Here is a 21,016-nt window from a genome sequence, read left to right on the forward strand (position 1 = left end):
GACGGCGTACAGGCAGGTGGCTCCCTGGCAGTCGGGGTCCTCCTCGGTGAGGCGGATGACGAGGTCGTCGAGGTGGGTGAGGACCTCGTCGGGGTCGAGGTCGAGGTCGGCTATGGCGTGGACGGCGGTGCGCAGCCGTCCCATGACGGCCGCGGCGTGCAGGCCGTGGCCGGTGACGTCGCCGACGACCAGGGCGACGCGGGCTCCGGACAGCGGCAGGACGTCGAACCAGTCCCCGCCCGCTCCGGCGTGAGCGGCGGCGGGCAGATACCGGTGGGCGGTCTCGACGGCCGGGAAGTCGGGAAGATCGTGCGGCAGCAGGCTGCGCTGCAGGGCCAGGGCGGTGGTGTGCTCGCGGGTGTAGCGGCGGGCGTTGCCGATGCACACCGCGGCGCGGGAGCAGAAGTCGTCGGCCAGGGCCAGGTCCCCCTCATCGTAGGGCTCAGGATCCCGGTAGCGGCCGAAGCCGGCCACACCCAGCGCGATTCCGCGGGCCCGCAGCGGCACCAGCATGACCGAGTGGGTAAGGAACTCGCGGATCTTCTCGGCCGCTCGTGGAGCGTAGGCGAAATCATCGGCATTCAGCCGCCGCACCAAAACCGACTGCCCGGTGACCAGGCACCGGGCGTGGGGAGCCCCTGGGGGGTGCGCCATCGTCTCGCCCACCGTGTGCGCGACCTCCGGGGCGCCTTCGCGGACCGAACGGACTCCCGCCCGGCGAAGCAATACCATCTCATCCACCGGCACGGGGGTCGGCTCCTCGCCCCGCACCGTCGCCTCCAGCAGGTCGACGGCGACGACGTCCGCAAGCCTGGGAACGGCCACGTCCGCCAACTCCTGCGCGGTACGCACCACGGCCAGTGTGGTGCCGATGCGTGCGCTGGCCTCGGCCAGCAGGGCGAGCCGCCGCTGGGCCCGATCCCCCTCGGTGACATCGACGAACGTCTGGCACATTCCCAGAACCCGGCCGGCCGGATGGGTCAGCCGGAAGGAGGACCCCGGAGAACACATGTTCGCGGTCCGGATCCGACGGAACCCGACTGCGCACCTGGAAGTCGACTACCGGCTCGCCGGTGTCCCGCACCCGGCGCAGTACCTCCTCCATCGCCTCGGCTGCGTCTGGCGTGTCCTCGCCGATCCCCCGACCGATGAGCCGCTCGGCGGGAATGGCGAGGACGTGCTCGGTCGCGGCGTTCACCCATTGGTACCGCAACTCGCTGTCCATGACGGTGATCGGGATCGGAGACTGCTGGAACAGTGCCTGAAGGATCGCCCGGTCGACCTCCTCCCGCTCCGCATACTGGGCATCGTCGGCGCTGACCGACCAGCCGGCCGGACCTTCCCGGCCCAGCACCGGGCGCACGCGCAGTGCCACCCGCACCTCATGTCCGTCGCGGTGCCGCAAGCCCAGCACGCCGTCCCGGCCCTGCACGGCGCCCTGCAGGTCGCGGGCAGCCGCTGCCGCTTCCCGGTCCTCTCGAGTGGCCAGCAGATCTGTCGCGGGACTGTCGCAGACCTCATCCGCCGAGTAGCCGAGCAGGGCCTGCGCCTGTGGGCTCCACAGGGAGATCTTGCCGGTGCCCTCCACCACTGCGGTGGCCGTGTACGGGCCCCGCAGCGAGTCTTCCGATTCTGCGCCGAGATCCCCGGCGACTTTGGGAACGCCCACCGGAACCACCTCGTCCCTGGCCTCCCCCCGTCCATGATAGTGACGGCGGTAATACCGCACCCCTTGCGTAAAGCCCAGGCAGCGCTGAGCGACGCGTGCACAGGATGCATGCCCGGATGCGGGCGCATTCACGGACCAACGCGCGGGAAAGTACCACCATCTGCCCCTGACCGGCGCATACGCACTTGCAGGGCAGTGACCAGTAGGGCGGTGTTGTACAGCAGCGAAGTACAGCAACCACCATGGCCACAGCCGACTACCGGTGCCCTTCAGTGGCTGATTGACCAGCCGTGGAGGCCCCAGCGACCATCCCGCCCGTAGTTCGCATCGAGGGGCGCACCGCGGCACCCCCGCTCGGGCCGTCCCTGGGCCGTGCGGGGTGCTCAACGATGACAGATGACGACAGTCGACGACGGCTCTTGCCCTGCTCAGAGACGGTGCTTCGGGTGCCAGCGCAGGTGCCGATCAGCGAAGCAGAGTTGAGTGCTCACCTTTCCCGGTCTCACAGTGCAGATGCCACTTGCACCCGCCGATGGGACTCAGTACCGTCCCCAAGATATCTAGTACCGGTAAAGAGGTGATGTGGAGTGGCTTCCGTTGCACCGAGCGAGCCCGGTCTGCCGATCCAGCCGCTCTACGACGGCTAGGTACTGACGGACTTCGACACGGACGCCAACCTGGCACCCCGGGGAAGTTCCCGTTCACCCGTGGCGCGTATCCGACGATCTACACCGGCCGGCCGTGGACGATCCGGCGGTACGCCGGGTTCGGCACGGCGAAGGAGTCCAACGAGCGCTACCACGAGCTGCTCGGCGCCGGGACGGGCGGTCTGAGCGTGGCCTTCGACCTGCCGACGCAGATGGGCTACGACTCCGAGGAGGGGGACCCGGTCGCCGTCCTGGAAGCCATGAAGATGGAACAGGCCCTCAACGCCCACAAGAAAGGCACCATCAAGGGCCTCACCGCGGGCGCCGGCGCCTCCATCACCTCCGGCGCCGTCATCTGCGAGATCAAGGAATGAGCCGTGGGGTCCGCGATCACGTCACCATCCCCGAACGTGATGTCGAGACTCCCCGCAGTACATGCCCTGGCATCGCGGACCGGGGCCAGGCTACCCGCCAACCGCACAACCACGAGCTGCCCCTTCACCATGCACGTTCCCATTCACATACAGGAGAACGAACCCATGCGCATCGTACTCATCGGCCCGCCCGGAGCAGGAAAGGGGACCCAGGCCCGCTTCCTCGCCGAGCGCCTGTCCATTCCGGTGATCTCCACCGGCGACCTGTTCCGCGCCCACGTCGCGGAAGGAACCACGCTGGGCCGCAGAGCCCGGGAATACATGGACACCGGCGCCCTCGTACCAGACGAGGTGACGACAGCGATGACAACCTCCCGCCTCGCTGAAAAAGACACCTCTTCCGGCTTCATCCTCGACGGCTTCCCCCGCACGGTGCGACAGGCCGAACTGCTCCACCAGGCCCTGGTCGAGCAGGGCACCGCGCTGGACCAAGTTCTCGCCTTCCACGTCCCCGACGACCAGATCATTCGACGCCTGGCAAGCCGGCGCATCTGCGGCGATTGCCGGCTGACGCAGCGCACGGACCCAGCCGACAGCGGCGAAGAGAATGCGTGCCAGGCATGCGGAGGCTCCCTCCAACGACGTGACGACGACCGAGAGGAAACCGTCCGCAAGCGCTTGGCCCTCTACACCGAGCAGACCGCGCCACTGCTCGACTGGTACGCCAGCCGATGGCTGCTGACCCGGGTAACCGCCACCGGGCTGATCGAAGAGGTGACCCGGAGGGTATTCGCCGCTGTCCTGCCCAGCACGGTCATCTGACGGCCAAGGCGGCCGGGAAGTGGCCCCGGTCAGGCGCACCTTCCGCAAAGATCCCGAGCTGCAGGCCTTCCCTCTCCATAACCCATACCGCCCGGCGGCATGCCGGATGCAGGGAGCGGCGGGAGCATGGCTGTCAGTTGGCCTCCGTCTGTGTCGCCACTGTGCCTGCCGAGAATGCCATGTTCATCCGGGGCGCGCCCTGCAGGACGGGCACCGCGCGGGCGCCGAGGACTGTGAAGGCCGCATCGAAGTCGTCGGTGAAGTAACCGGCGCTGTCCCGGATCAGATGCCGGATGTCTTCAGTGTGTGAGCCGGTCGAGCCGGCCGACGACGAGTCCTGCTGAGATCAACAGCGGCTGGCGTGGTGGCGGCCGAGACACTGCCTGGCCGCCACCATCGGCGGGCTATCCGGGGCGGCCCGGGGAAGGCGCCTGGGAGCGGGGGGCGTCGTCCCCGTCCGCCGGGCCGTCGTCCTTGGGGATCACCAGTTCCGTCTGGGAGACCCCGGCCTGTCCCGAGACGGCCGCGAGTTCCTCACCGAGGGGTTCTGAGGCGACCGCCGTATACGGGCGAGCCGGACGACCGGTGAGCAGGGAGGAGATCGCTGCGATGGCACAGGCGCCGACCGCGAACCAGAACGCCACGACCAGCCCCGAGTGGAAGGGACCGGAGATGAGGTGCGGGAAGAACTCCTTGCTGGTGATGTTGGCGCCATGGCCCGGCAGCTTCGACAGCTGGTCGCCCAGCAGTTGCTTGAACGGGTTGTAGCCGAGGAACGCGGCGAAGAGCACCGCTATCGGGGGTAGCTGCGATACGTCCTGGGCCGTGCCGCTCGGCACGCCCTGCTGGATCAGCCCGTCGTGCATGGCGCTGGGCAGGGTGCTGGAGAGCCCGGTGATCATCAGGCTGAAGAAGATGCCGATGGACAGCACCGACGCGGAGTTCTGGAAGGTGGCGCCCATACCGGCGCCCACGCCGCGGGACTCGGCGGGCAGGGCGTTCATGATCTCGGCCCGGTTGGGCGAGGCGAACAGGCCGGAGCCGAGGCCGTTGATGAAGAGCAGCAGGGCGAAGAGCCAGTAGTTGAAGTCGATCGGTAGCACCATCAGCGCCACGAATCCGGCTGCTGTGATCACCGAGCCGCCGACGGTGAACGCCCGCGCCCCCATCTTGTCCGACAGCCAGCCGGACAGGGGCGCGGACAGGAGGAAGCCGACGGTGAGCGGAATCATGTAGATACCGGCCCACAGCGGGGTCTTCTCGAAGCTGTAGCCGTGCAGTGGCAGCCAGATACCCTGGAGCCACATGATCAGCATGAACTGGAGGCCACCGCGGCCGAGCGCCATCATCAGGGAGGCGATGTTGCCCGCGGAGTACGCCCGCAACTTGAACAGCGACAGTCTGAACAGCGGCTCGTCGACCCGCTTCTCGATCACCACGAACGCGACAAGGACGACGGCGCCGCCGATGAGCGCGGTCAGCACCATCGGATTCGCCCAGCCCATGGTGCTGTCACCGTACGGCTGGATGCCATAGGTGATGCCGACGAGGATGGCGATCAGGCCGACCGCGAAGGTGACGTTGCCCCACCAGTCCATCCGGGCCTTGCGGCGTATCCCGGTGTCCCGCAGCTTCAAGTAGGCCCAGACGGTGCCGAACAGACCGAACGGCACCGACACCAGGAAGATCAGCTTCCAGCTGACCGGTGCCAGCACACCGCCCAGGATCAGGCCGATGAAGGAGCCCGCGATGGCGGCGATGGAGTTGATGCCGAGCGCGGTGCCGCGCTGGTGCGTGGGGAAGGCGTCGGTGAGGATCGCCGTCGAGTTGGCGAACAGCAGCGCACCGCCGATTCCCTGCGCGATACGCCAGCCGATCAGCCACAGCGCCCCCGCCCTGCCGTCGAAGTACGTCAGCGAGAGGGCTATGGAACATATGGTGAAGGCGGCGAAGCCCATGTTGTACATGCGGACCCGGCCGAACATGTCGCCGAGCCTGCCGAACGTCACGACGAGCACCGCGGTGACCACCATGAAGCCCATGAGCATCCACAGCAGATAGCTGGTGTTCGCCGGGTCGAGCGGGTCGAGATTGATTCCCCGGAAGACGTCGGGCAGCGCGATCATCACGATCGACTGATTGATCGTCACCATCAGCACACCGAGGGTGGTGTTCGACAGCGCGATCCACTTGTATCGGTCATCCCCGGAGGTGGCCGCCGACGACTGCCCCTCCGGGGTTGTTCGGCTCATACCCACAATGTCTCCGCCCCTCTTCACGCGCTCGCCGGACCCCCGCGGGGCGGCGGCACAGAACGTTGGTAGATGCAAGTAATCTATCTCGCGTCCATGAATTTCCTCTCAACTGCGATGTGATCGCGGTCGGCGGACAATGGCATGGGACGCTTCAGCCGGGGTTACGACGGCCGGAGCGGCGCGCACCTACCCTGGGTGAAATGGATCGGCGGCTCGTCAATGCCGGCGGCGGCCAGGCCGACCAGGGCCGTCTCGGCCAGGGAGATGGTTTAGTCCACGGTCGGTGAGGGTGGCACCACCCGGGTCGGGCCGGCGTGCGCCGCAGTTCGGCGGCGACCAGGGCCGGTTGGAGGAGAATCGGAGCTAGCGACCCTGACGAGTAGCCAGCTTGCATCAGAAATGCTGAGTATGAGGCATTCTGGCAACAAGGCGCCGACAGCCGCCCGCCCACCACCGAGGATCCGTACCGGCAACGCCAGGGAACGGCACGGGGACACCGGCGACCCGGCGAGGACCCAGTTGCCCTGACGCAGAGAGCCGCAACACGATGCCGATACTCGTTGCCCTCCCCGTTGCAGGGCACGTAGCGCCCTGCGCTGCAGATCTCGTTGCAGGATTGGCGCCGACCCGGTATGCCCTCCGGCTGAATGGGCGCCTCAGATGCAGCATGGAGGGCTCGACAGGGTAGTGCAAACGGCCTGATTGCAGTGCGCATCCTTGCGCTGCAAGGCTCGTCGGCAGCGTGGCGATGGTGTTCGGGCAGCTAGCCGAGCCAGACGATGTCAAGGACGTACAGGCGTCCGGCCAGGCGGTTGATGCAGTACACGGCAGTCAGCTGCCCGACCGAGGCGGAGCGGACGTCCTCGCCCTCTGGGTTCCGGCTGTCGAAATAGGCGGGAAACGACCAGGGGTCGCGGCCTGCGATGTCCAGCACATCGCGGAACATCTCACACGCGTGCTCAGGCAGCACCCGCAGGGTGGCCAGAGACCCGGGCGACAGACGCGCGGGCCAGGGCATGTCCTCACCAGCGTCCGCCAGCGCGTCGGCCAGGTCGACGCCGTCGGAGTCGTCCCTGCCCAAGGCGAGAAACGCCTCGACAGACAGAGCAGCGGTGAGGCGGGCCTGCCAGGAGCGCACCACATCCTGAAGCGGGGTGAGGCTGTAACTGCGCCGGGAGTCCTCCAGGGCGCGCGCCCAGTCCTGTCCGAAGGCCGGCACCCACGTGCCAGCCCGGTGGCTGGCACGAAGCTGGGCGAACACCTCCCGCGCGGCGTGAGCGGTTACGCGACCGCAACCAGCCCTGCGCTGCGCCGCGTCCCACAGGCATGACCGCCACCTCATCCCAGGAGACCTTCCCCAGGGCACCTTCCTGGCCGTACTGCGGGCGCGACGCCGCACCAGACAGCGTTGGCTGCCATGGCCGAAGTGTCGAGCCCCACGCCGCGTGTCTGGCCCACCTCACCGACGCCGACCGCTGCACCTACCTCGCCCTTCTGCAGCCGGGCGCCGACCTCGACCACCGCGGCACCCCCTTCACCGCGGAACTGCTGAGCCAGCTGCTCGCCGCGCTCACAAACCCCGCAACCAACGGCCGCACCTGGGCAACGCCCGGTTCGACGCCGCGGTTTTCCGCGACGACGCCACCTTCGACGAGGTGAAGATCAGCGGCAATGCCGAATTCCGCGAGGCAGAGATCGGCAAAGACGCCAGGTTCAACGGGGCACAGATCGACGGCCATATCTCATTCGATCGGGCCAAGATAGGCGGCCGTGCCCTGTTCGACGGCGCAAAGATTGGCCGCGACATCGGATTCGACCGGGCGGAAGTGAGCCGCCGCGCCGTGTTCGACAGGGCACACATCGGCGGCGACGCCAGATTCGACCGCGCGAAGATGGCCGGCCGAGCCGTGTTCAATAGGGTGGAGATCGGCGGGAACGCCGGATTCTACGGAGCGCAGATCGGCGGTTTCCTCTCCTTCGACCACGCTGACGTCGCCGGCGATGCTGTCTTCGACCGGACAAAGGTCAGCGGCGACGCCTGGCTGCGCGGGACGAAGACCGGCGGACACCTCTCGTTTCTGGGAGCGGAGTTCGAGCGCACCGCGACGATAGGGCCGCTGGTGTGTGCAGGAACGCTGACTTTGTCGGAGGCTGCCTTCGGCGCCGCCGTGACCATCGAGGCTGCAACTCCCTTTGTCCACTGCCGACGGACGCTCTGGACCTCCACGGCCGCGCTGCGCCTGCGGTATGCCGCCGTAGACCTGAGCGACGCGGTCTTGCGGTCCCCCGTAAGCGTCACCGCCCACGCCCAGCCCCTCACCGTGCTCGGCCAGCAGATGCCCGAACCCGGGCTGCACGATCCCGGCGTGCGAGCGGTATCGCTGCGCGGAGCGGACGCGGCGCACCTCGTCCTGACCGATGTCGACCTCACCCATTGCCGGTTCGCCGGAACCATCCACCTCGACCAGCTGCGGCTGGAGGGACGCTGCCTGCTGCCCGCCGCTCCCCGCGGACTGCATTGGCACCGGCTGCGGCCGGTGCGGTGGACACCGCGCCGGACGTTAGCCGAAGAGCAGCACTGGCGTGCCGCCCGCCACGCCGCTGCGGATGGCTGGATGCCCGCACCGGACCGGGCTGGGGTCCTGGAGCCGGCTGCGCTGGCGCCGGTGTACCGGCAGCTGCGCAAGGCCTTCGAGTACGGCAAGAACGAACCCGGTGCAGCCGACTTCTACTACGGCGAAATGGAGATGCGCCGCCACAACCCTGATACACCCCGCGCTGAGCGGTGCTTGCTCACCGCGTACTGGGCGCTGTCCGGCTACGGGCTGCGGGCCTCACGCGCCCTGAGCTGGCTGCTGACGGCCATGACCGCCACTGCGGGCTGGCGCGGACGCTCGCTGACCAGCCACGAAGTCATCGTCCAGTCCATCGCCTCGACCACCACCCGCACCGGCTGCGCGTCATGGCCGAGCTGGACACCAACACCTACCCGATCGGAGTCGCCGTCGATGACGCGGAGATGGCGGCCCTGCCACTGACCCGACACCTCTTCCACGGCGACTGGAACTATGCCTTGCACCCCCGGCCGTGCGTGGCCATCCCGGCGGCCCGGTCCCCGCAGCCACCGGCGCAGGAGTGGCACCAGAGCCTGCTCTCCGATCCCGCCCTGACCGGAATGACCCGGCAACTCAACGATCTCACCGAGACCTTGTCGTCAGACGGCGACGTCAAGCGTGGCCGCCCACCCCGGCTCGACTTCCCCGAACAAGTCCTGGCGGCCGTGCTCCACCTGCGGGTCGCCCTGGCTGCCGAACCCCTCGCCGTGCTGTTCGGCAGCAGCAGAGCCGCCATGCATCGCACCCTGTTGAAGATCAGGAGACTGCTCACGGCGCACGGCATCGTCATCCCGCCAGCGGCCACCCCGCCCGCTGCCCTTGCAGTCCTCCAAGCTCGGGTTCGCGCCCAGAGCGACGACTCCAACAGCAACATCAAGACGACGTGTTAATGATCTGCAAGCCCTTAGCTTGGCGTTTATGCTGCCTGCCGCTTTGAGGCGGGCTTCGCAGTGTCCGTTTTGTTTTGTTTTCCGACGGGGTGCTCGCGGGCCCGGCGCCTGTTCTTCGAGCCCGCCGGCCGACCGGGGCCTGCCGTACTGGATTTCGGTGCGCCGGCTGGCTGAGGCGTCTTCCCGTGGAGGCCGCGGAATCCCCGGCGGACGCGGGCGGGGGTGAGGCGGCCGGGCCGGGCGGATCGTTCCCAGGGCCTGCGGAGGTCCTCGGCCAGTGGCCGGGCGAGGCGGAGTTGTACTCGAACAACGCATCCGCGCGGGCGGGCAGACAGGCATAGAAGTCGGTCCGGAACCGGGACAACACGGTCAGGGACTCGACGCGGGCAGCATCGTCCAGCAGACTCACCCTCACGGCCTTTGTTGTGATCAACGTCGACTTCAGCGAGAAGACATGATCACGCAAAGGCCGCCCTGCTGTCTGCACAACAACGAAGCCCATGGTCAGCTCAACGAGCCGACCACGGGCGGACCTTAAACGCAAGGCTTAGGGGCCGGTACCGGGTGGAACGCCGTTCAACCCACTTCGCTGCTTCCGCTGCGGATCGGTCAGCGACCCTCATGTTTCGTGCCGGTACAGGGGGCGAAGGCCGCGCTCACTTCCTTGGGGCATGACCGTGGCAGGGGAAACCATCAGATGGCGGCATCTTCCGCTTCATGCGTCGCCATATGGCGGAAGCGCCGCGGCCGCACGAGGCCTCGGCAGCAGTCTTGCGGGCCGTCCCGTCCCTCAGGACGAGGACGCACGTCACATGTGGCTCATCCCGGGGTGTACACCGTGGCCCTGGGTCTCCGCCGCCCTCGGGACGCACTGCTGTCATGCCGGGCCCGGGTAGGTCGGCGCAAGGCGCAGACACAGCTACAACCCCGGCATGGCGCTGCTCAGGACATCGGGGCTTGTCCTGTACGACCAGATCTGGCGACTGATGCATCCCCAGCGGAGCTGCCTGTGGACTCGTGGCCGCTGAAGCCGCCTTGGAGTTCGCGCATGGCCGCATCCAACAGCTGGGTCAGTTCAGCGTTCTGGTCGGCGAGCCACTGCTCGTAGGCCGCGATGCAAGTGGCCAGGGTGGCGTATCCGATCTGACGCGGCAGCAGTGCGTCCTGTGGCTGGCCGGTCCGATCAGCTACGAAGGCAGTTACGACGCTCCGCCAGGAGGAGTACCGGAGCGTGGAGTCGGCTTGGAGTGCCGGCACGCGCAGGATGAGTTCCATGCGTCGGCGGTGCCAGGGCACGTCGGCCGGGTTGAACCGGTTGAAGGAGACCACCGCCTCGCGGAGGGCGTCCATCATCGGAACTTTCTGCGGGCAGGCGGCGAGCAGTTCGTGCAAGCGGACCAGTTGGCCGTCGAAGTCGCCCCACACCAGGTCGTTCTTGGACGCGTGGTATCGGAAGAAGGTGCGGCGGCTGATCCCGGCCGCTGCCGCGATGTCGTCGACGGTGGTCTGCTCGAATCCCTTGCTTGCGAACAGCTCGAACGCCAGGCCCTCGAGCCGGTCACGCGACGTAGCGGACGGCCGCCCGATCCGCGGCCCGGGTGAACCCGCTCTCGTGGTCGATTCTGACGCAACCATCCCGATGCTTCCCCTCTGACCACGTTCCACCAGGCCTCTTCGCATCCGGCAACCGATGCCATCCTCCCAGCATGGGGGATCTCTCCCGTACGCGTCGCATGACCGCCCGTGCCTCGCCCTGCGTCCCAGCTGCCGCGCGGCGGCCGCAGTCGGACAGGGTGAGGTCTTCCGGCCACCGGCGGGATGAAAGCCCAGCAGGAGCTTACCGAGTTTCATCTATCCGCGAGCCGGACCCAGCCGAGGTGGGCGGCGTCCGATCGGGCCCGGTGCCGCACCCCGGCGCCATTCGCCCCAGGGGAAAGGCCTTCCGTGCGGTCCGCCGTCGCGGCGGCCTGGGGCTCAGGACCATGCGCGGACGCAGCGCAGCTGTGGAGCGTCCCTTCAGGGCGGAGATCCAGACTCCGGTGCCGTAAGCGAGATCGTCGAGGCGGCGGGCGATGCCGTACCGGATCGGGTCGAGACGGGTCGTGTCGCGGCGGTATTCGAGCGTGATGTCGGTGATCGCCGCCAGGGCTGTGGCGCGGCGCATGCGGCGCGAGGTCAGGCAGCCGATGGCGGTGAGCGGCCACCAGTGGCGGGTGAGCAGCGCCGATCCCTGGGCCAGGGCCGACACGGAGCCGTCGGCAGTGAGCCGTGCCGCGTGCCGGACCGGATGGTCGGTGTTCTTCAGCTTTCGGGCGATACGGGCGGTGGCGAGGGCCCAGATGGATCCGGCGACGGGTATGGACCAGCGGCGCTGGGCGATCAGTGCGAGGACCAGTGCGGTGCTCCATGGGGCGAGCACGGCGGGGGCGATGTTCTGGGGATGGCGTTGGGCGAGGGGGTGGGCGCCGATGCCGTAGACGGCCTTGCGTGTGAACCAGTCGCCCAGACCGGCCCGGTGTTCGTGGGCGGCTTCTGCGGATGGCTCGTACCGGATGCGCCAGCCGTCCCGGACCAGGCGCCAGCACAGGTCGACGTCTTCACCGACGCGCATGCGTTCGTCGAAGCCGCCGCTCTTGGTGAGGACGTCGACGCGTACGACCATGCAGGCGCTGGGTGCCCAGGAGACCGGCGTGCCGGGACGGACAGCGGCTGGATGTGCACCCAGGTCGAGGGATGACCGGGTGCTCTCGTAGCGGCCGAGCCAGCCCGATGCTGCGGTGACGGCCAGCCCTGTGATCTTGGGCACGGCCACGGCGACACGGGGGTCGGAGAAGTGCCGCAGCAGGGTGGGCACCGTTTCGGCCGTCAGCACGATGTCGGAGTCGACGAAGGCCACATAGGGAGTGGTGACATGGCGTAGCCCGGCGTTGCGGGCACCGGCCGGTCCCACGTTCGCCGCCAGCGGCACCAGGTGTGCGCCGTGCTGCACGGCGACGGCGTTGATCAGGTGGGGGCGGCGTGAGGCGTCGTCCACGACGATGACCGGGCTGCCCGAGGGGATGCTTTCAAGGAGTCGGGCCAGTTGGCGGGGGCGGTCGCGCACGGGGATCACATATGTGCAACTCGGCTCGTTGCCCTTGCCGCATGCGGTGTGGCGCGGAAGGGCCTGGACGACCGGGTTGGCCAGGCCGGTCTCCAGCAGGCGGTCGGCGAGGACCGCGCTTGCCGCATCCCTCACGCACACCGTGCGCCCGGTCAGCAGCGGTCGCGCTCGGGGGCTGAGCCGGATCAGTCGGGTCGGGTTTCCACCGAGGAGGGCCCTGCCGTCGTCGAGCACACGGGTGTGCCGGTCGAGGCCGACCACGAAGCCGTGGGGAAGTGTCATGGGTGCGCGGCTTTCGTGCAGGGAGCGGGTGGTGCGGGGGTGTGCGAGGCCGGAGCGCCAGGTGGTGTGCGGGGGGATGCGGGGTCGGTGAGCCGACCCCGGGTGTCCAGTCGGCCTACGGCGATCCGGCGTACGGCGGTGCTCACCATCGACTCGAACAAGGCGCGGCCCTCCATGGCCGTGGCACCGGTGGGGTCTCCGAGTACTCCGGAGGGGGAAACGGCACGGACGCCACGGGTCATCAGCTCCGGCATGAGGACAGCCAGAGGGCGGGTGTCGCCGACGACCGCTTCGGGAAGACGGACGTCGCCGGGGGCCAGGTGCAGCATCACGGAGGTCTCCGTACGGCCTGCGTGCGCGTCACTGCCTGGTGTCTCGCAGCCGAGCCATGCCACGTCGTGGCCTTCGTCGCGGAGTTGGCCGACGGCCGCGTCCAGTGTGGGTACGTTTCCACCGTGGCCGTTGACGAAGACGATGCGGCCGGCCCACAGCGACAGCGACCTCACGGTCTCCACCAGGACGATGCGCAGTGCGTCGTGCCCGATGGAGACCGTTCCTGGGAAGTCCGCGTGCTCGCCGCTGGCGCCGTAGGCGATGGTCGGCGCCGACAGCACGGGGCGATCCCGGCCGCCCGTCAGCCGTTCCGCCGCGGCCTGCGCCACGGAGTGGGCGACGACGCTGTCGGTGTCCAGCGGCAGGTGCGGCCCGTGTTGCTCAGTCGAGCCGACGGGAACCAGCACCAGCGCGTCCGCTGGGATGGCCGGCCATACCGAGCGTGCCAAGTGCCGTGAGGTTTCCGGCGGTTTCCGGTGTGACGGCATGCTCAGCCCGCGGAGCCTGCGGTGCGTGGAGCGCCGGCCGTACGCGTGAAGCCGTCCGGGACGACCAGGTCGTCCGGCGTCAATTCGTGGATCGAGGAGTGCCCGAGGCCGAGTACGGCGGAGTCGAGTCCGCCGCGCAGGATGTCCAGGACGTTCTCCACGCCCGCCTGTCCGTTGGCGGCCAGGCCCCACAGGTAGGCGCGGCCGATCAGGACCGCGCGCGCGCCCAGGGCCAGTGCCTTCGCCACGTCGCCGCCGCGGCGGACGCCGCCGTCGAGGAGTACTTCGATCTCGTCGCCGACCGCCTCTGCGATGGAGGGCAGCAAGCGGATGGACGCCGGCGTGGTGTCCAGGTTGTTGCCGCCGTGGTTTGACACCGATATGCCGGACACGCCGACGTCGACGGCCCGTTTGGCGTCGTCGACCCGGGACACGCCCTTGAGCATGAACGGGCCGCCCCACTCCTCACGCATCCACTTGACGTCGTCCCACGTGGGCGGGGTCGTCTGCATCCACTCGCCATAGGCGCCGAAGAACGTGGGCGCCGTCCCGCCGGGCGGCTGGAGGTTCGGCGTGGTCAGGTCCGGTATTCGGCCGGACTTGGCGAACGTCCACAGCCAGCGCGGGTGGGGCAGGACGTTCGGGGCCAGTTTGACCATCGTCTTGAGGTCGATCTTCTCCGGGATGGCCGGGCTGCCCCAGTCACGGCCGTGGGAGAAGGACCAGTCCAGTGTGGCGATGAGCGCTTTGGCCCCCGCGGCCCGCGCACGTTCCATGCGCTGTGCCATGGCGTCCCTGGTACCGGTCCAGTACATCTGGTAGAAGGTGTTCGGGTTGGCCTCGGCGACCTCTTCGACCGGCTTGCTGGCGAAGGAGCTCAGGCCCATGATCACGCCCCGGTTCGCCGCGGCGCGGGCGACCGCGACCTCGCCGTCGGGGTGGACGGCTTGCACGCCGGTCGGCGAGATCACCACTGGTATCGCGGACTCCACCCCGAGCACGGTCGTGGAGAGGTCCCGCTGGGCGTGGTGGCCCACGACGCGCGGGGCGAAGCCGAGTTCGGCGAAGGCGCCGGTGTTGTCGTCGAGGGTACGGCCCCGTTCCGAGCCGGCCACCAGTGCCCCGTAGACGGTGCTCGGCAGGTACTTCTTGGCGCGGCGTTGAGCCTCCGCGACGGTTTCGAACCAGGGATTACGGCCCATGATGCGGCTCTTTCTCGGTAGAGGGAGTGCGAGGGCAGCGGCGAAACGGCGGCCTGAGCGACGACAGGGCCTAGGTGAAGCTCGTCCCGGCCAGTGGGTCCTCGGCGCAGGCGCTGACCGGCGGCCGGTTCAGGTCTGGGCGGCGTGTCAGCACCAGGTCCACGGTGCCGGGGCGCCGGGCGGGCGCAGTGCGGTGCGAGTGGTCGCCGGACGGTTTCGGAAGGTGGCCGCGGTCCTTCGGGCGTTGAGCCAGCAGCTGTTCGCCGTACCCCTGGACGCATTCGGGGTCGGGGCCGTCCAACGGCAGCCCGGTGAAGAACTTCGCCGCCATACAGCCGCCCTTGCAGGTGTCGTAGAACCCGCATGAGGCGCAGGCGCCACCGCTCTGCGGTTCGCGCAGGCTCCGGAACAGTCCGGATTCCCGCCATACCTTGGCGAAGCCGCCCGGTCTGCGAACGTTGCCGGCGAGGAACTCGTCGTGGATCGCGAACGGGCACGCGTACACGTCGCCGACCGGGTCGATCAGGCACACCACTCGGCCGGCTCCGCACAGGTTCAGACCTGGCAATGCCTTCCCGTATGCCGACAGGTGGAAGAAGGAGTCACCGGTGAGCACGTGGTCGCCGTGTGCCACCAGCCAGTCGTACAGCTTCCGTTGCTGCTCCGGCAGCGGATGGAGCTCGTCCCACACGTCCGCGCCACGGCCGGAGGGGCGCAGCCGGGTCAGCCGCAGCTGCGCACCGTAGCGGTCGGCGATGGCCTTGAACTCGTCCATCTGCGGGATGTTGTGCCGGGTGCACACGACGGAGAGTTTAAAGTTCTTCATTCCGGCGTCGGCCAGATTGCTCATCGCGCGCAGCGCCGTGTCGTAGGAGCCTGGGCCGCGCACCGGGTCGTTTACCTCGGCGGTCGCCCCGTCCAGCGAGATCTGGACGTCCACGTAGTCGTTGGCGGCCAGCCGCTGCGCGACCTCGGGTGTTATGCGCACGCCGTTCGTGGAGAACTTGACGCCGACGTGGTGCGCGGTGGCGTAGTCGAGCAGTTCGAAGAAGTCGGGGCGGACCGTAGGCTCGCCCCCGCCGATGTTGACGTAGAAGACCTGCATGGCCTCCAGCTCGTCGATGACGGCCTTGGCCTCCGCAGTGGTCAGCTCGCGCGGGTCGCGCCGGCCGGAACTGGACAGGCAGTGCGAGCAGGAGAGGTTGCAGGCGTAGGTGAGTTCCCACGTGAGACAGATCGGGGCGTCGAGGCCGTATTCGAAGAGGTCCACCAGGCGCGACGCGGCCGGCGCGGGCCTCGACATGTGCGGAGCTGTGGTCATGGAGTTGCCCTTTCGATGACCATCGATGACTGGACGAGCGCGGTCAGGGCCTGCCCGTACCGGGGCACTTCCCGGTCGTCGACGCCGGCGGCCAGGCAGGCCGCTCGCGCGGTCGGCGCCGTCGCGAGCGCCTGAACGACGGCGAGCAGCCTGCGGTCCTTGAGGAAAGAGAGCTTGCGGGTACCGAAGTGGTAAAGCAGCGCACCGAAGGGTTCCGGCCGTACCGAGACCTGCGGGTGCAGGTCCCAGGCACGGTCCAGGTCCAATGTGGCCATCGCGCGGCCTAGTAGACGCCGCACATGCCGTCGATCGAGACCTCCTCGATCAGGGCATCGCCCTCGATGAGCGCATCGAAGGGCGTGGCCTGGTCGGCGAGGTTCTGTTCGGCCTCGGCGGAGTTGAACTCGTTCATGCGGTTCTCCCTCGGAGTACACAGGTGTGCGGGCGGATGTCGATCTCGGGGTGCGGAAGGAAGCGATCGCGGAGTGTGTGTGCGACACAGTCCGCGTGCGTGGAGCGGACTGCGGGCAGGAAAGCCGAGCCCGCTCGGGGTGAGGAGCATCGCCGACCCCGTCGTTCAGACACCGGCGAGAATATTGGCATGGGGTGCCAAAAGGAAGGTGTTGGGCAGCGGCAATTTCGCGGACTGCGGCACACACCCCGTGCACGCACCTCTCCCAACCGGTGCGAACAGTGAGAACCCAAGTGATGCCCATGCAGGGGCAGCCGCTGCAGTCCCTCTCGCGACGATCGCAGGGGCTTGCCTTCCGCCACCGGGGGCGACTTAAGATCCCGGCCCATGGAACAGGTCCCTCTCCCCCGTCGCATCGCCCCGGCACGGCTTTCGTGAGCCGCCGACCGGACGTCGTCGTGGTCGGCGCCGGAGCCGCCGGTGCGGTGCTCACGGCGCGCCTGACCGAGGATTCCGACCGGAACGTGCTGCTCGTCGACGCGGGGCCCATACCGCGCGGCAAGGACGGATTCGGCCCCGCGCTGCTGGACGCCCGGCTGGTTCCGGGCGCACTGCCGAACCATCCCGCGACAACGGCTCATCCGGTACGTCTCACGCCGGAGCGGCCGTGGTTGGTCACGCGCGGACGCGTCCTCGGCGGTTCGACCACCGTGAACGGCGGCTACTTCATACGGGCCCGGCGTGAGGACTTCGACCGCTGGGCCGCCGCAAGCAACCCGGCCTGGGCCTACGACGAAGTGCTGCCGTTCCTGCGCACTCTGGAGAACGATCTCGACCTCGGTCCGAGCCAACTGCACGGTGGTCAAGGGCCGATGCGAATCCGGCGCGGCCGCATCGCCCATCCGGCTGCCGTGGCCTTCCGCGACGCCGCCCGCCATCTCGGCTTCCCCGCCGACCCCGACAAGAACGACCAGGCACCGCCGGGCTTCGGCCCCGTGCCCTCCAACGCGGTCGATGGGATACGCCTCAACACCGGGCTCACCTATCTGCCACCCGAGGTCCTCGACCGGCCCAATCTCACCGTCCTCGGCGGCTGGCAGGCCCGCCGTGTCGTCATCGAGGACGGCCGTGCCACCGGCGTCGTCGTCGAACGCGACGGTGGGCGCGCCACCGTCGAAGCCGGCAGCGTCGTGCTCAGCACCGGCGCCCTCTCCACCCCGCATCTGCTGCAGCTCTCGGGCATCGGACCACGCGCCGACCTCGAACGACTCGGCATACCTGTCGTCCGCGACGCCCCCGCCGTCGGCGCCAGCTTCAGTGACCACCCGCAAGTCGTCCTGGACTGGATGCCCCGCGAAGACCTGGATGCCCCGGCCGAGTCCTGGCTCGGCGGCTGTCTCCATCTCCCTTGCGCCGAAGGCGGATCCGATGGAGCCGGCACCCGAGGAGACCTGGAGGTCCTCCAGTCACTGGTCCCCATGGCGGGGCTCGTCAGCGGTGCCGTGAGCATCCCCGGAGCACCCCTGTCGTTCCTCGCCTCCGTCCAGACGCCCAGGCCGAACGGCCGGCTGCGCATCCGGTCCGCTGATCCCGGCACATCACCGGACATCGACTACAATTTCCTTAGCGCCGCAGAGGACTTCTCCCGCCTGCGCGAGGTCGTCCGCGTCACCGCGGCTCTGATCGACACCCCACCGTTCGCGGACATCTCCCACGGACTCCTCGACCCCGGTCCCGAAGTCCTCAACGACGATCGAGCCCTGGACCGCTGGATCCGCGACCACCTCGGCACCGCCCAACACACCTGTGGCACCGTGCCCATGGGGCCCCTGGACGATCCCGGACGCGGCGCCGTCGACCAGTTCGGGCGCGTCCACGGCGTGCGGGCCCTTCGCGTCGCCGACACCTCGATCCTGCCGGACGCTCCGCAGCGAGGACCTGCGGCGACCGCCGTCCTGATCGGCGAGTTCATCGCCGACGCCATGCGTCGCGGCCGTCGATGACAGAGGCATACCCGTAACCGGACCGGTCGACGCCGGCGCGGCCGCCAAGTAGCAATGCGGCGGCCGCGGGGCCGGTTCGATCCCACGCTGTCCGAGCGCATGCGGCCGGCCGCAAGGTGAAGCACATCACCGTGTGCTCGCGTTGGCCCGTACCCGTCTGGCAGGTAGGTTCCAGCGATCAAGGGAGAAGGACATCGAACGACTTCCCCGAGCGCAGATCCTCTCGAACCCTCCTCTGCCGAGAGATACAGGACATGTCTGCTCAAGAATCCTCACATCATCCTCCCCAGCGCGTCGGCGTCGTGGCCGAGTCCGCCTCCGGGGAGACCCGTGTCGCCGCAACCCCCGCGACAGTGCGTCAGCTGCTGGGCCTCGGTTACGAGGTCGTGGTGGAGCAGGAGGCCGGCGCGGCCTCCGGTTTCAGCGACCAGGCCTACGTCGATGCCGGTGCCGAGATCGGCGAGGCGTGGACCGCGGATGTCGTCCTGAAGGTGAACGCCCCCGCCGACTCGTAGATCACCCGATTGCGACAGGGCGCGACCCTGGTGGGCCTGCTGGCTCCCGCCGGGCGGCCCGAGTTGCTGCGGGCGCTCGCCGATGCCGGGATCACCGCTCTGGCACTGGACGCGGTGCCGCGCATCTCGCGCGCGCAGTCGATGGACGTGCTGTCGTCGATGGCGAACATCGCCGGGTACCGGGCGGTCGTCGAGGCCGCGCACGTCTTCGGCCGGTTCTTCACCGGGCAGGTCACCGCGGCGGGCAACGTGCCGCCGGCGAAGGTGCTCGTCGCGGGCGCGGGTGTCGCCGGTCTGGCGGCGATCGGCGCCGCCTCCAGCCTCGGCGCGGTCGTACGGGCCACCGACCCGCGGCCGGAGGTCGCGGACCAGGTGAAGTCGCTCGGCGGTGAGTACCTTCCGGTGAACGTGGCCCAGGAGACGAGCACCGACGGGTACGCCAGGACCACCTCCGCCGACTACGACCGAGCCGCCGCCGAGCTCTACCACGAGCAGGCGCAGGATGTGGACATCGTGATCACCACCGCGCTGATCCCGGGCCGGCTGGCGCCGCGCCTGCTGACCGCCCGGGACGTGGCCGTCATGAAGCCGGGCAGCGTGATCGTCGACATGGCGGCCGCCCAAGGGGGCAACGTCGAGGGCACCGTGCCGGAGCGCACGGTGGTCACCGACAACGGCGTGACCATCATCGGCTACACCGATCTGGCCTCCCGGCTGCCCGCGCAGGCCTCGCAGCTCTTCGGCACCAACCCGGTGAACCTGCTGAAGCTGCTCACGCCCGGCAAGGACGGCCGATTGGTGATCGACTTCGCCGACGTCGTGCAGCGGGCCGAGACCGTGGTACGGGACGGCGACGTCACCTGGCCGCCGCCACCCGTGTCCGTATCGGCCGCCCCCGCCGCGCAGCCCGCGGCCGAGACCGCCACGCCCGAGCCCGAGCGGCCGAAGCTGACGGCTGCGGCACGCTTGGGCCTGATCGGGCTCGGCATGCTCGCGATGTTCCTGCTGGTCGCCTTCACCCCCGCCCAATTCGCCCGGAACCGACGGACGGCACCAAGAGTCCGCGGCCGCACGCCAGGCGACGACGGCCGGCCGCTGAGAGCCGAAGTCATGGTCGCGGCCGTGGCCGCCCACGACCACGTGCTGGGTCGGTGGCTGCGGGACGATTCTTCCGGCGCCGTTGCCGAGTTGGACGAAGCGATCCACAAACTTCTCGCCCCCGCTCGTTTGCCGGGAGCGCCGATGAACGAGGAGGTCTGTGCCCGTGTCAATCCACTCGGCGAACTGGCGGCCTGCTGCCGCGTGACGGACGACACGCGACGTAACGATACTCAGTGTGCACAATGAGGTACTGAGTACCAATCGACGTCGGCTGCGCTACGCACCACCACGGATCGCGTCGACAGCAAGCACATATTGAACGCTGCAGAGAGGCATCCTATGAGCTTGAGGATCGTTGTCACTGTGAAGTACGTGCCCGACGCCACTGGCGACCGGCACTTCGCCGATGACCTGACCGTCGACCGGGACGACGTGGACGGTCTGCTCTCCGAGCTGGACGAGTACGCGGTCGAGCAGGCGCTGCAGATCGCCGAGAACTACGACGGTGACGGCGACGCCGAGGTGACCGTGCTGACGGTGGGTGGGGAGGACGCCAAGGACGCGCTGCGCAAGGCGCTGTCGATGGGTGCGGACAAGGCGATCCACGTCGAGGACGACGACCTGCACGGCACCGATGCCATCGGTACCTCCCTGGTGCTGGCCAAGGCGGTTCAGAAGGCCGGCTTCGACCTGGTGATCTCCGGTATGGCCTCCACGGACGGCACGATGGGCGTCGTCCCCGCGCTGCTGGCCGAGCGTCTGGGGGTCCCGCAGGTCACCCTGCTGTCGCAGGTGTCGGTCGAGGACGGCACCGTCAAGGGCCGTCGTGACGGGGACGTCGCCTCCGAGCAGCTGGAGGCATCCCTGCCGGCGGTGGTGTCGGTCACCGACCAGTCGGGTGAGGCCCGCTACCCGTCGTTCAAGGGCATCATGGCGGCGAAGAAGAAGCCGGTTGCGTCCTGGGACCTGTCGGATCTGGACATC

The 21,016-nt window shown here is 68.9% G+C and carries 15 protein-coding genes and 5 pseudogenes; 8 read left to right on the plus strand and 12 right to left on the minus strand.

Annotation, left to right across the window (positions count from 1 at the left end; all coding sequences use genetic code 11):
• A partial coding sequence (locus BZY54_RS52195) for a PP2C family protein-serine/threonine phosphatase (RefSeq protein WP_158103843.1) occupies nt 1-954 on the minus strand: 954 nt, incomplete at its 3' end.
• Between the two features lie 22 nt (nt 955-976).
• Nucleotides 977-2,017 (minus strand): annotated as a pseudogene (locus BZY54_RS55355) (PAS domain-containing protein); the annotation flags it as partial.
• Between the two features lie 184 nt (nt 2,018-2,201).
• On the opposite strand from BZY54_RS55355, the gene BZY54_RS55360 reads away from it, so the two are divergent.
• Both BZY54_RS55360 and BZY54_RS11805 read left to right on the plus strand, forming a co-directional pair.
• On the plus strand, nt 2,202-2,690 hold the full coding sequence (locus BZY54_RS55360; protein WP_167413983.1) for an acyl-CoA carboxylase biotin carboxyl carrier protein subunit: 489 nt from the start codon (nt 2,202-2,204) through the stop codon (nt 2,688-2,690).
• 165 nt (nt 2,691-2,855) lie between these two features.
• Nucleotides 2,856-3,512, plus strand: a complete 657-nt coding sequence (locus BZY54_RS11805; protein WP_086725121.1) for an adenylate kinase — start codon at nt 2,856-2,858, stop codon at nt 3,510-3,512.
• 404 nt (nt 3,513-3,916) lie between these two features.
• On the opposite strand, the gene BZY54_RS11810 is transcribed toward BZY54_RS11805, so the two are convergent.
• A complete protein-coding gene (locus tag BZY54_RS11810; RefSeq protein WP_086725122.1) occupies nt 3,917-5,764 on the minus strand; it encodes an MFS transporter in 1,848 nt (615 codons plus the stop codon).
• A 766-nt stretch (nt 5,765-6,530) separates the two neighbouring features.
• Nucleotides 6,531-7,109, minus strand: coding sequence for a DUF6247 family protein (locus BZY54_RS53070; protein ID WP_279634678.1), 579 nt, complete (start codon nt 7,107-7,109; stop codon nt 6,531-6,533).
• Between BZY54_RS53070 and BZY54_RS49250 the strand changes: the two genes are divergently transcribed.
• From BZY54_RS49250 to BZY54_RS11820, 3 genes and pseudogenes are all read left to right on the plus strand, one after another.
• Nucleotides 7,094-7,426, plus strand: coding sequence for a hypothetical protein (locus tag BZY54_RS49250; RefSeq protein WP_244217108.1), 333 nt, complete (start codon nt 7,094-7,096; stop codon nt 7,424-7,426). The genes BZY54_RS53070 and BZY54_RS49250 overlap by 16 nt on opposite strands.
• Nucleotides 7,423-7,644: pseudogene (locus tag BZY54_RS55035) on the plus strand (pentapeptide repeat-containing protein); the annotation flags it as partial. The gene BZY54_RS49250 and the pseudogene BZY54_RS55035, both read left to right, overlap by 4 nt.
• A gap of 996 nt (nt 7,645-8,640) precedes the next feature.
• Nucleotides 8,641-9,272, plus strand: a pseudogene (locus BZY54_RS11820) (ISAzo13-like element transposase-related protein); the annotation flags it as partial.
• Nucleotides 9,273-9,298: 26 nt separating this feature from the next.
• Here BZY54_RS11820 and BZY54_RS53080 read toward each other — a convergent pair.
• The 8 genes and pseudogenes from BZY54_RS53080 to mftA form a co-directional block, all read right to left on the minus strand.
• Nucleotides 9,299-9,580: pseudogene (locus BZY54_RS53080) on the minus strand (NF041680 family putative transposase); the annotation flags it as partial.
• Between the two features lie 634 nt (nt 9,581-10,214).
• Complete coding sequence (gene mftR / locus BZY54_RS11830; protein WP_086725123.1) at nt 10,215-10,907, minus strand: mycofactocin system transcriptional regulator; 693 nt, start codon at nt 10,905-10,907, stop codon at nt 10,215-10,217.
• Nucleotides 10,908-11,109: 202 nt separating this feature from the next.
• Nucleotides 11,110-12,657, minus strand: coding sequence for a mycofactocin biosynthesis glycosyltransferase MftF (gene mftF, locus BZY54_RS11835; protein WP_086725124.1), 1,548 nt, complete (start codon nt 12,655-12,657; stop codon nt 11,110-11,112).
• Nucleotides 12,654-13,439 (minus strand): mycofactocin biosynthesis peptidyl-dipeptidase MftE, encoded by a 786-nt coding sequence (mftE, locus tag BZY54_RS11840; protein ID WP_244217109.1) that lies wholly within the window; start codon nt 13,437-13,439, stop codon nt 12,654-12,656. Before mftE ends, mftF begins: the two co-directional genes overlap by 4 nt.
• A 41-nt stretch (nt 13,440-13,480) precedes the next feature.
• A complete protein-coding gene (gene mftD, locus BZY54_RS11845) occupies nt 13,481-14,680 on the minus strand; it encodes a pre-mycofactocin synthase MftD (RefSeq protein ID WP_086725126.1) in 1,200 nt (399 codons plus the stop codon).
• Nucleotides 14,681-14,750: 70 nt separating this feature from the next.
• Entirely contained in the window at nt 14,751-16,001 is a 1,251-nt protein-coding gene (mftC, locus tag BZY54_RS11850) for a mycofactocin radical SAM maturase (protein ID WP_244217110.1), read from the minus strand.
• The gene (mftB, locus tag BZY54_RS11855) at nt 15,998-16,276 is read right to left on the minus strand and encodes a mycofactocin biosynthesis chaperone MftB (protein WP_086725128.1); all 279 of its coding nucleotides are present in this window, start codon (nt 16,274-16,276) and stop codon (nt 15,998-16,000) included. The genes mftC and mftB overlap by 4 nt, the downstream gene beginning before the upstream one ends.
• An 8-nt stretch (nt 16,277-16,284) precedes the next feature.
• A complete protein-coding gene (mftA, locus tag BZY54_RS49255; protein ID WP_107419688.1) occupies nt 16,285-16,413 on the minus strand; it encodes a mycofactocin precursor MftA in 129 nt (42 codons plus the stop codon).
• Nucleotides 16,414-16,847: 434 nt separating this feature from the next.
• Here mftA and mftG point away from each other — a divergent pair, with 434 nt between their 5' ends.
• From mftG to BZY54_RS11875, 3 genes and pseudogenes are all read left to right on the plus strand, one after another.
• Nucleotides 16,848-18,416 (plus strand): mycofactocin dehydrogenase MftG, encoded by a 1,569-nt coding sequence (gene mftG / locus BZY54_RS11865; RefSeq protein ID WP_244217111.1) that lies wholly within the window; start codon nt 16,848-16,850, stop codon nt 18,414-18,416.
• A 254-nt stretch (nt 18,417-18,670) separates the two neighbouring features.
• A pseudogene (locus BZY54_RS11870) lies at nt 18,671-19,972 on the plus strand (Re/Si-specific NAD(P)(+) transhydrogenase subunit alpha); the annotation flags it as partial.
• 399 nt (nt 19,973-20,371) lie between these two features.
• On the plus strand, nt 20,372-21,016 hold a 645-nt coding region (locus BZY54_RS11875), incomplete at its 3' end, for an electron transfer flavoprotein subunit beta/FixA family protein (RefSeq protein ID WP_086725132.1).

The organism is Streptomyces carpinensis (assembly GCF_002154505.1).
In the GTDB taxonomy this organism is placed as follows: domain Bacteria; phylum Actinomycetota; class Actinomycetes; order Streptomycetales; family Streptomycetaceae; genus Streptomyces; species Streptomyces carpinensis.

Coding starts and splice junctions, on each gene's coding strand:
- BZY54_RS49250 (WP_244217108.1), top strand. CDS start 7,094: ATGACCGCCACCTCATCCCAGGAGACCTTCCCCAGGGCACCTTCCTGG.
- mftB (WP_086725128.1), bottom strand. CDS start 16,276: ATGGCCACATTGGACCTGGACCGTGCCTGGGACCTGCACCCGCAGGTC.
- BZY54_RS11810 (WP_086725122.1), bottom strand. CDS start 5,764: ATGAGCCGAACAACCCCGGAGGGGCAGTCGTCGGCGGCCACCTCCGGG.
- mftR (WP_086725123.1), bottom strand. CDS start 10,907: ATGGTTGCGTCAGAATCGACCACGAGAGCGGGTTCACCCGGGCCGCGG.
- BZY54_RS11805 (WP_086725121.1), top strand. CDS start 2,856: ATGCGCATCGTACTCATCGGCCCGCCCGGAGCAGGAAAGGGGACCCAG.
- BZY54_RS55360 (WP_167413983.1), top strand. CDS start 2,202: ATGGGACTCAGTACCGTCCCCAAGATATCTAGTACCGGTAAAGAGGTG.
- BZY54_RS53070 (WP_279634678.1), bottom strand. CDS start 7,109: ATGAGGTGGCGGTCATGCCTGTGGGACGCGGCGCAGCGCAGGGCTGGT.
- mftD (WP_086725126.1), bottom strand. CDS start 14,680: ATGGGCCGTAATCCCTGGTTCGAAACCGTCGCGGAGGCTCAACGCCGC.
- mftF (WP_086725124.1), bottom strand. CDS start 12,657: ATGACACTTCCCCACGGCTTCGTGGTCGGCCTCGACCGGCACACCCGT.
- mftA (WP_107419688.1), bottom strand. CDS start 16,413: ATGAACGAGTTCAACTCCGCCGAGGCCGAACAGAACCTCGCCGACCAG.
- mftC (WP_244217110.1), bottom strand. CDS start 16,001: ATGACCACAGCTCCGCACATGTCGAGGCCCGCGCCGGCCGCGTCGCGC.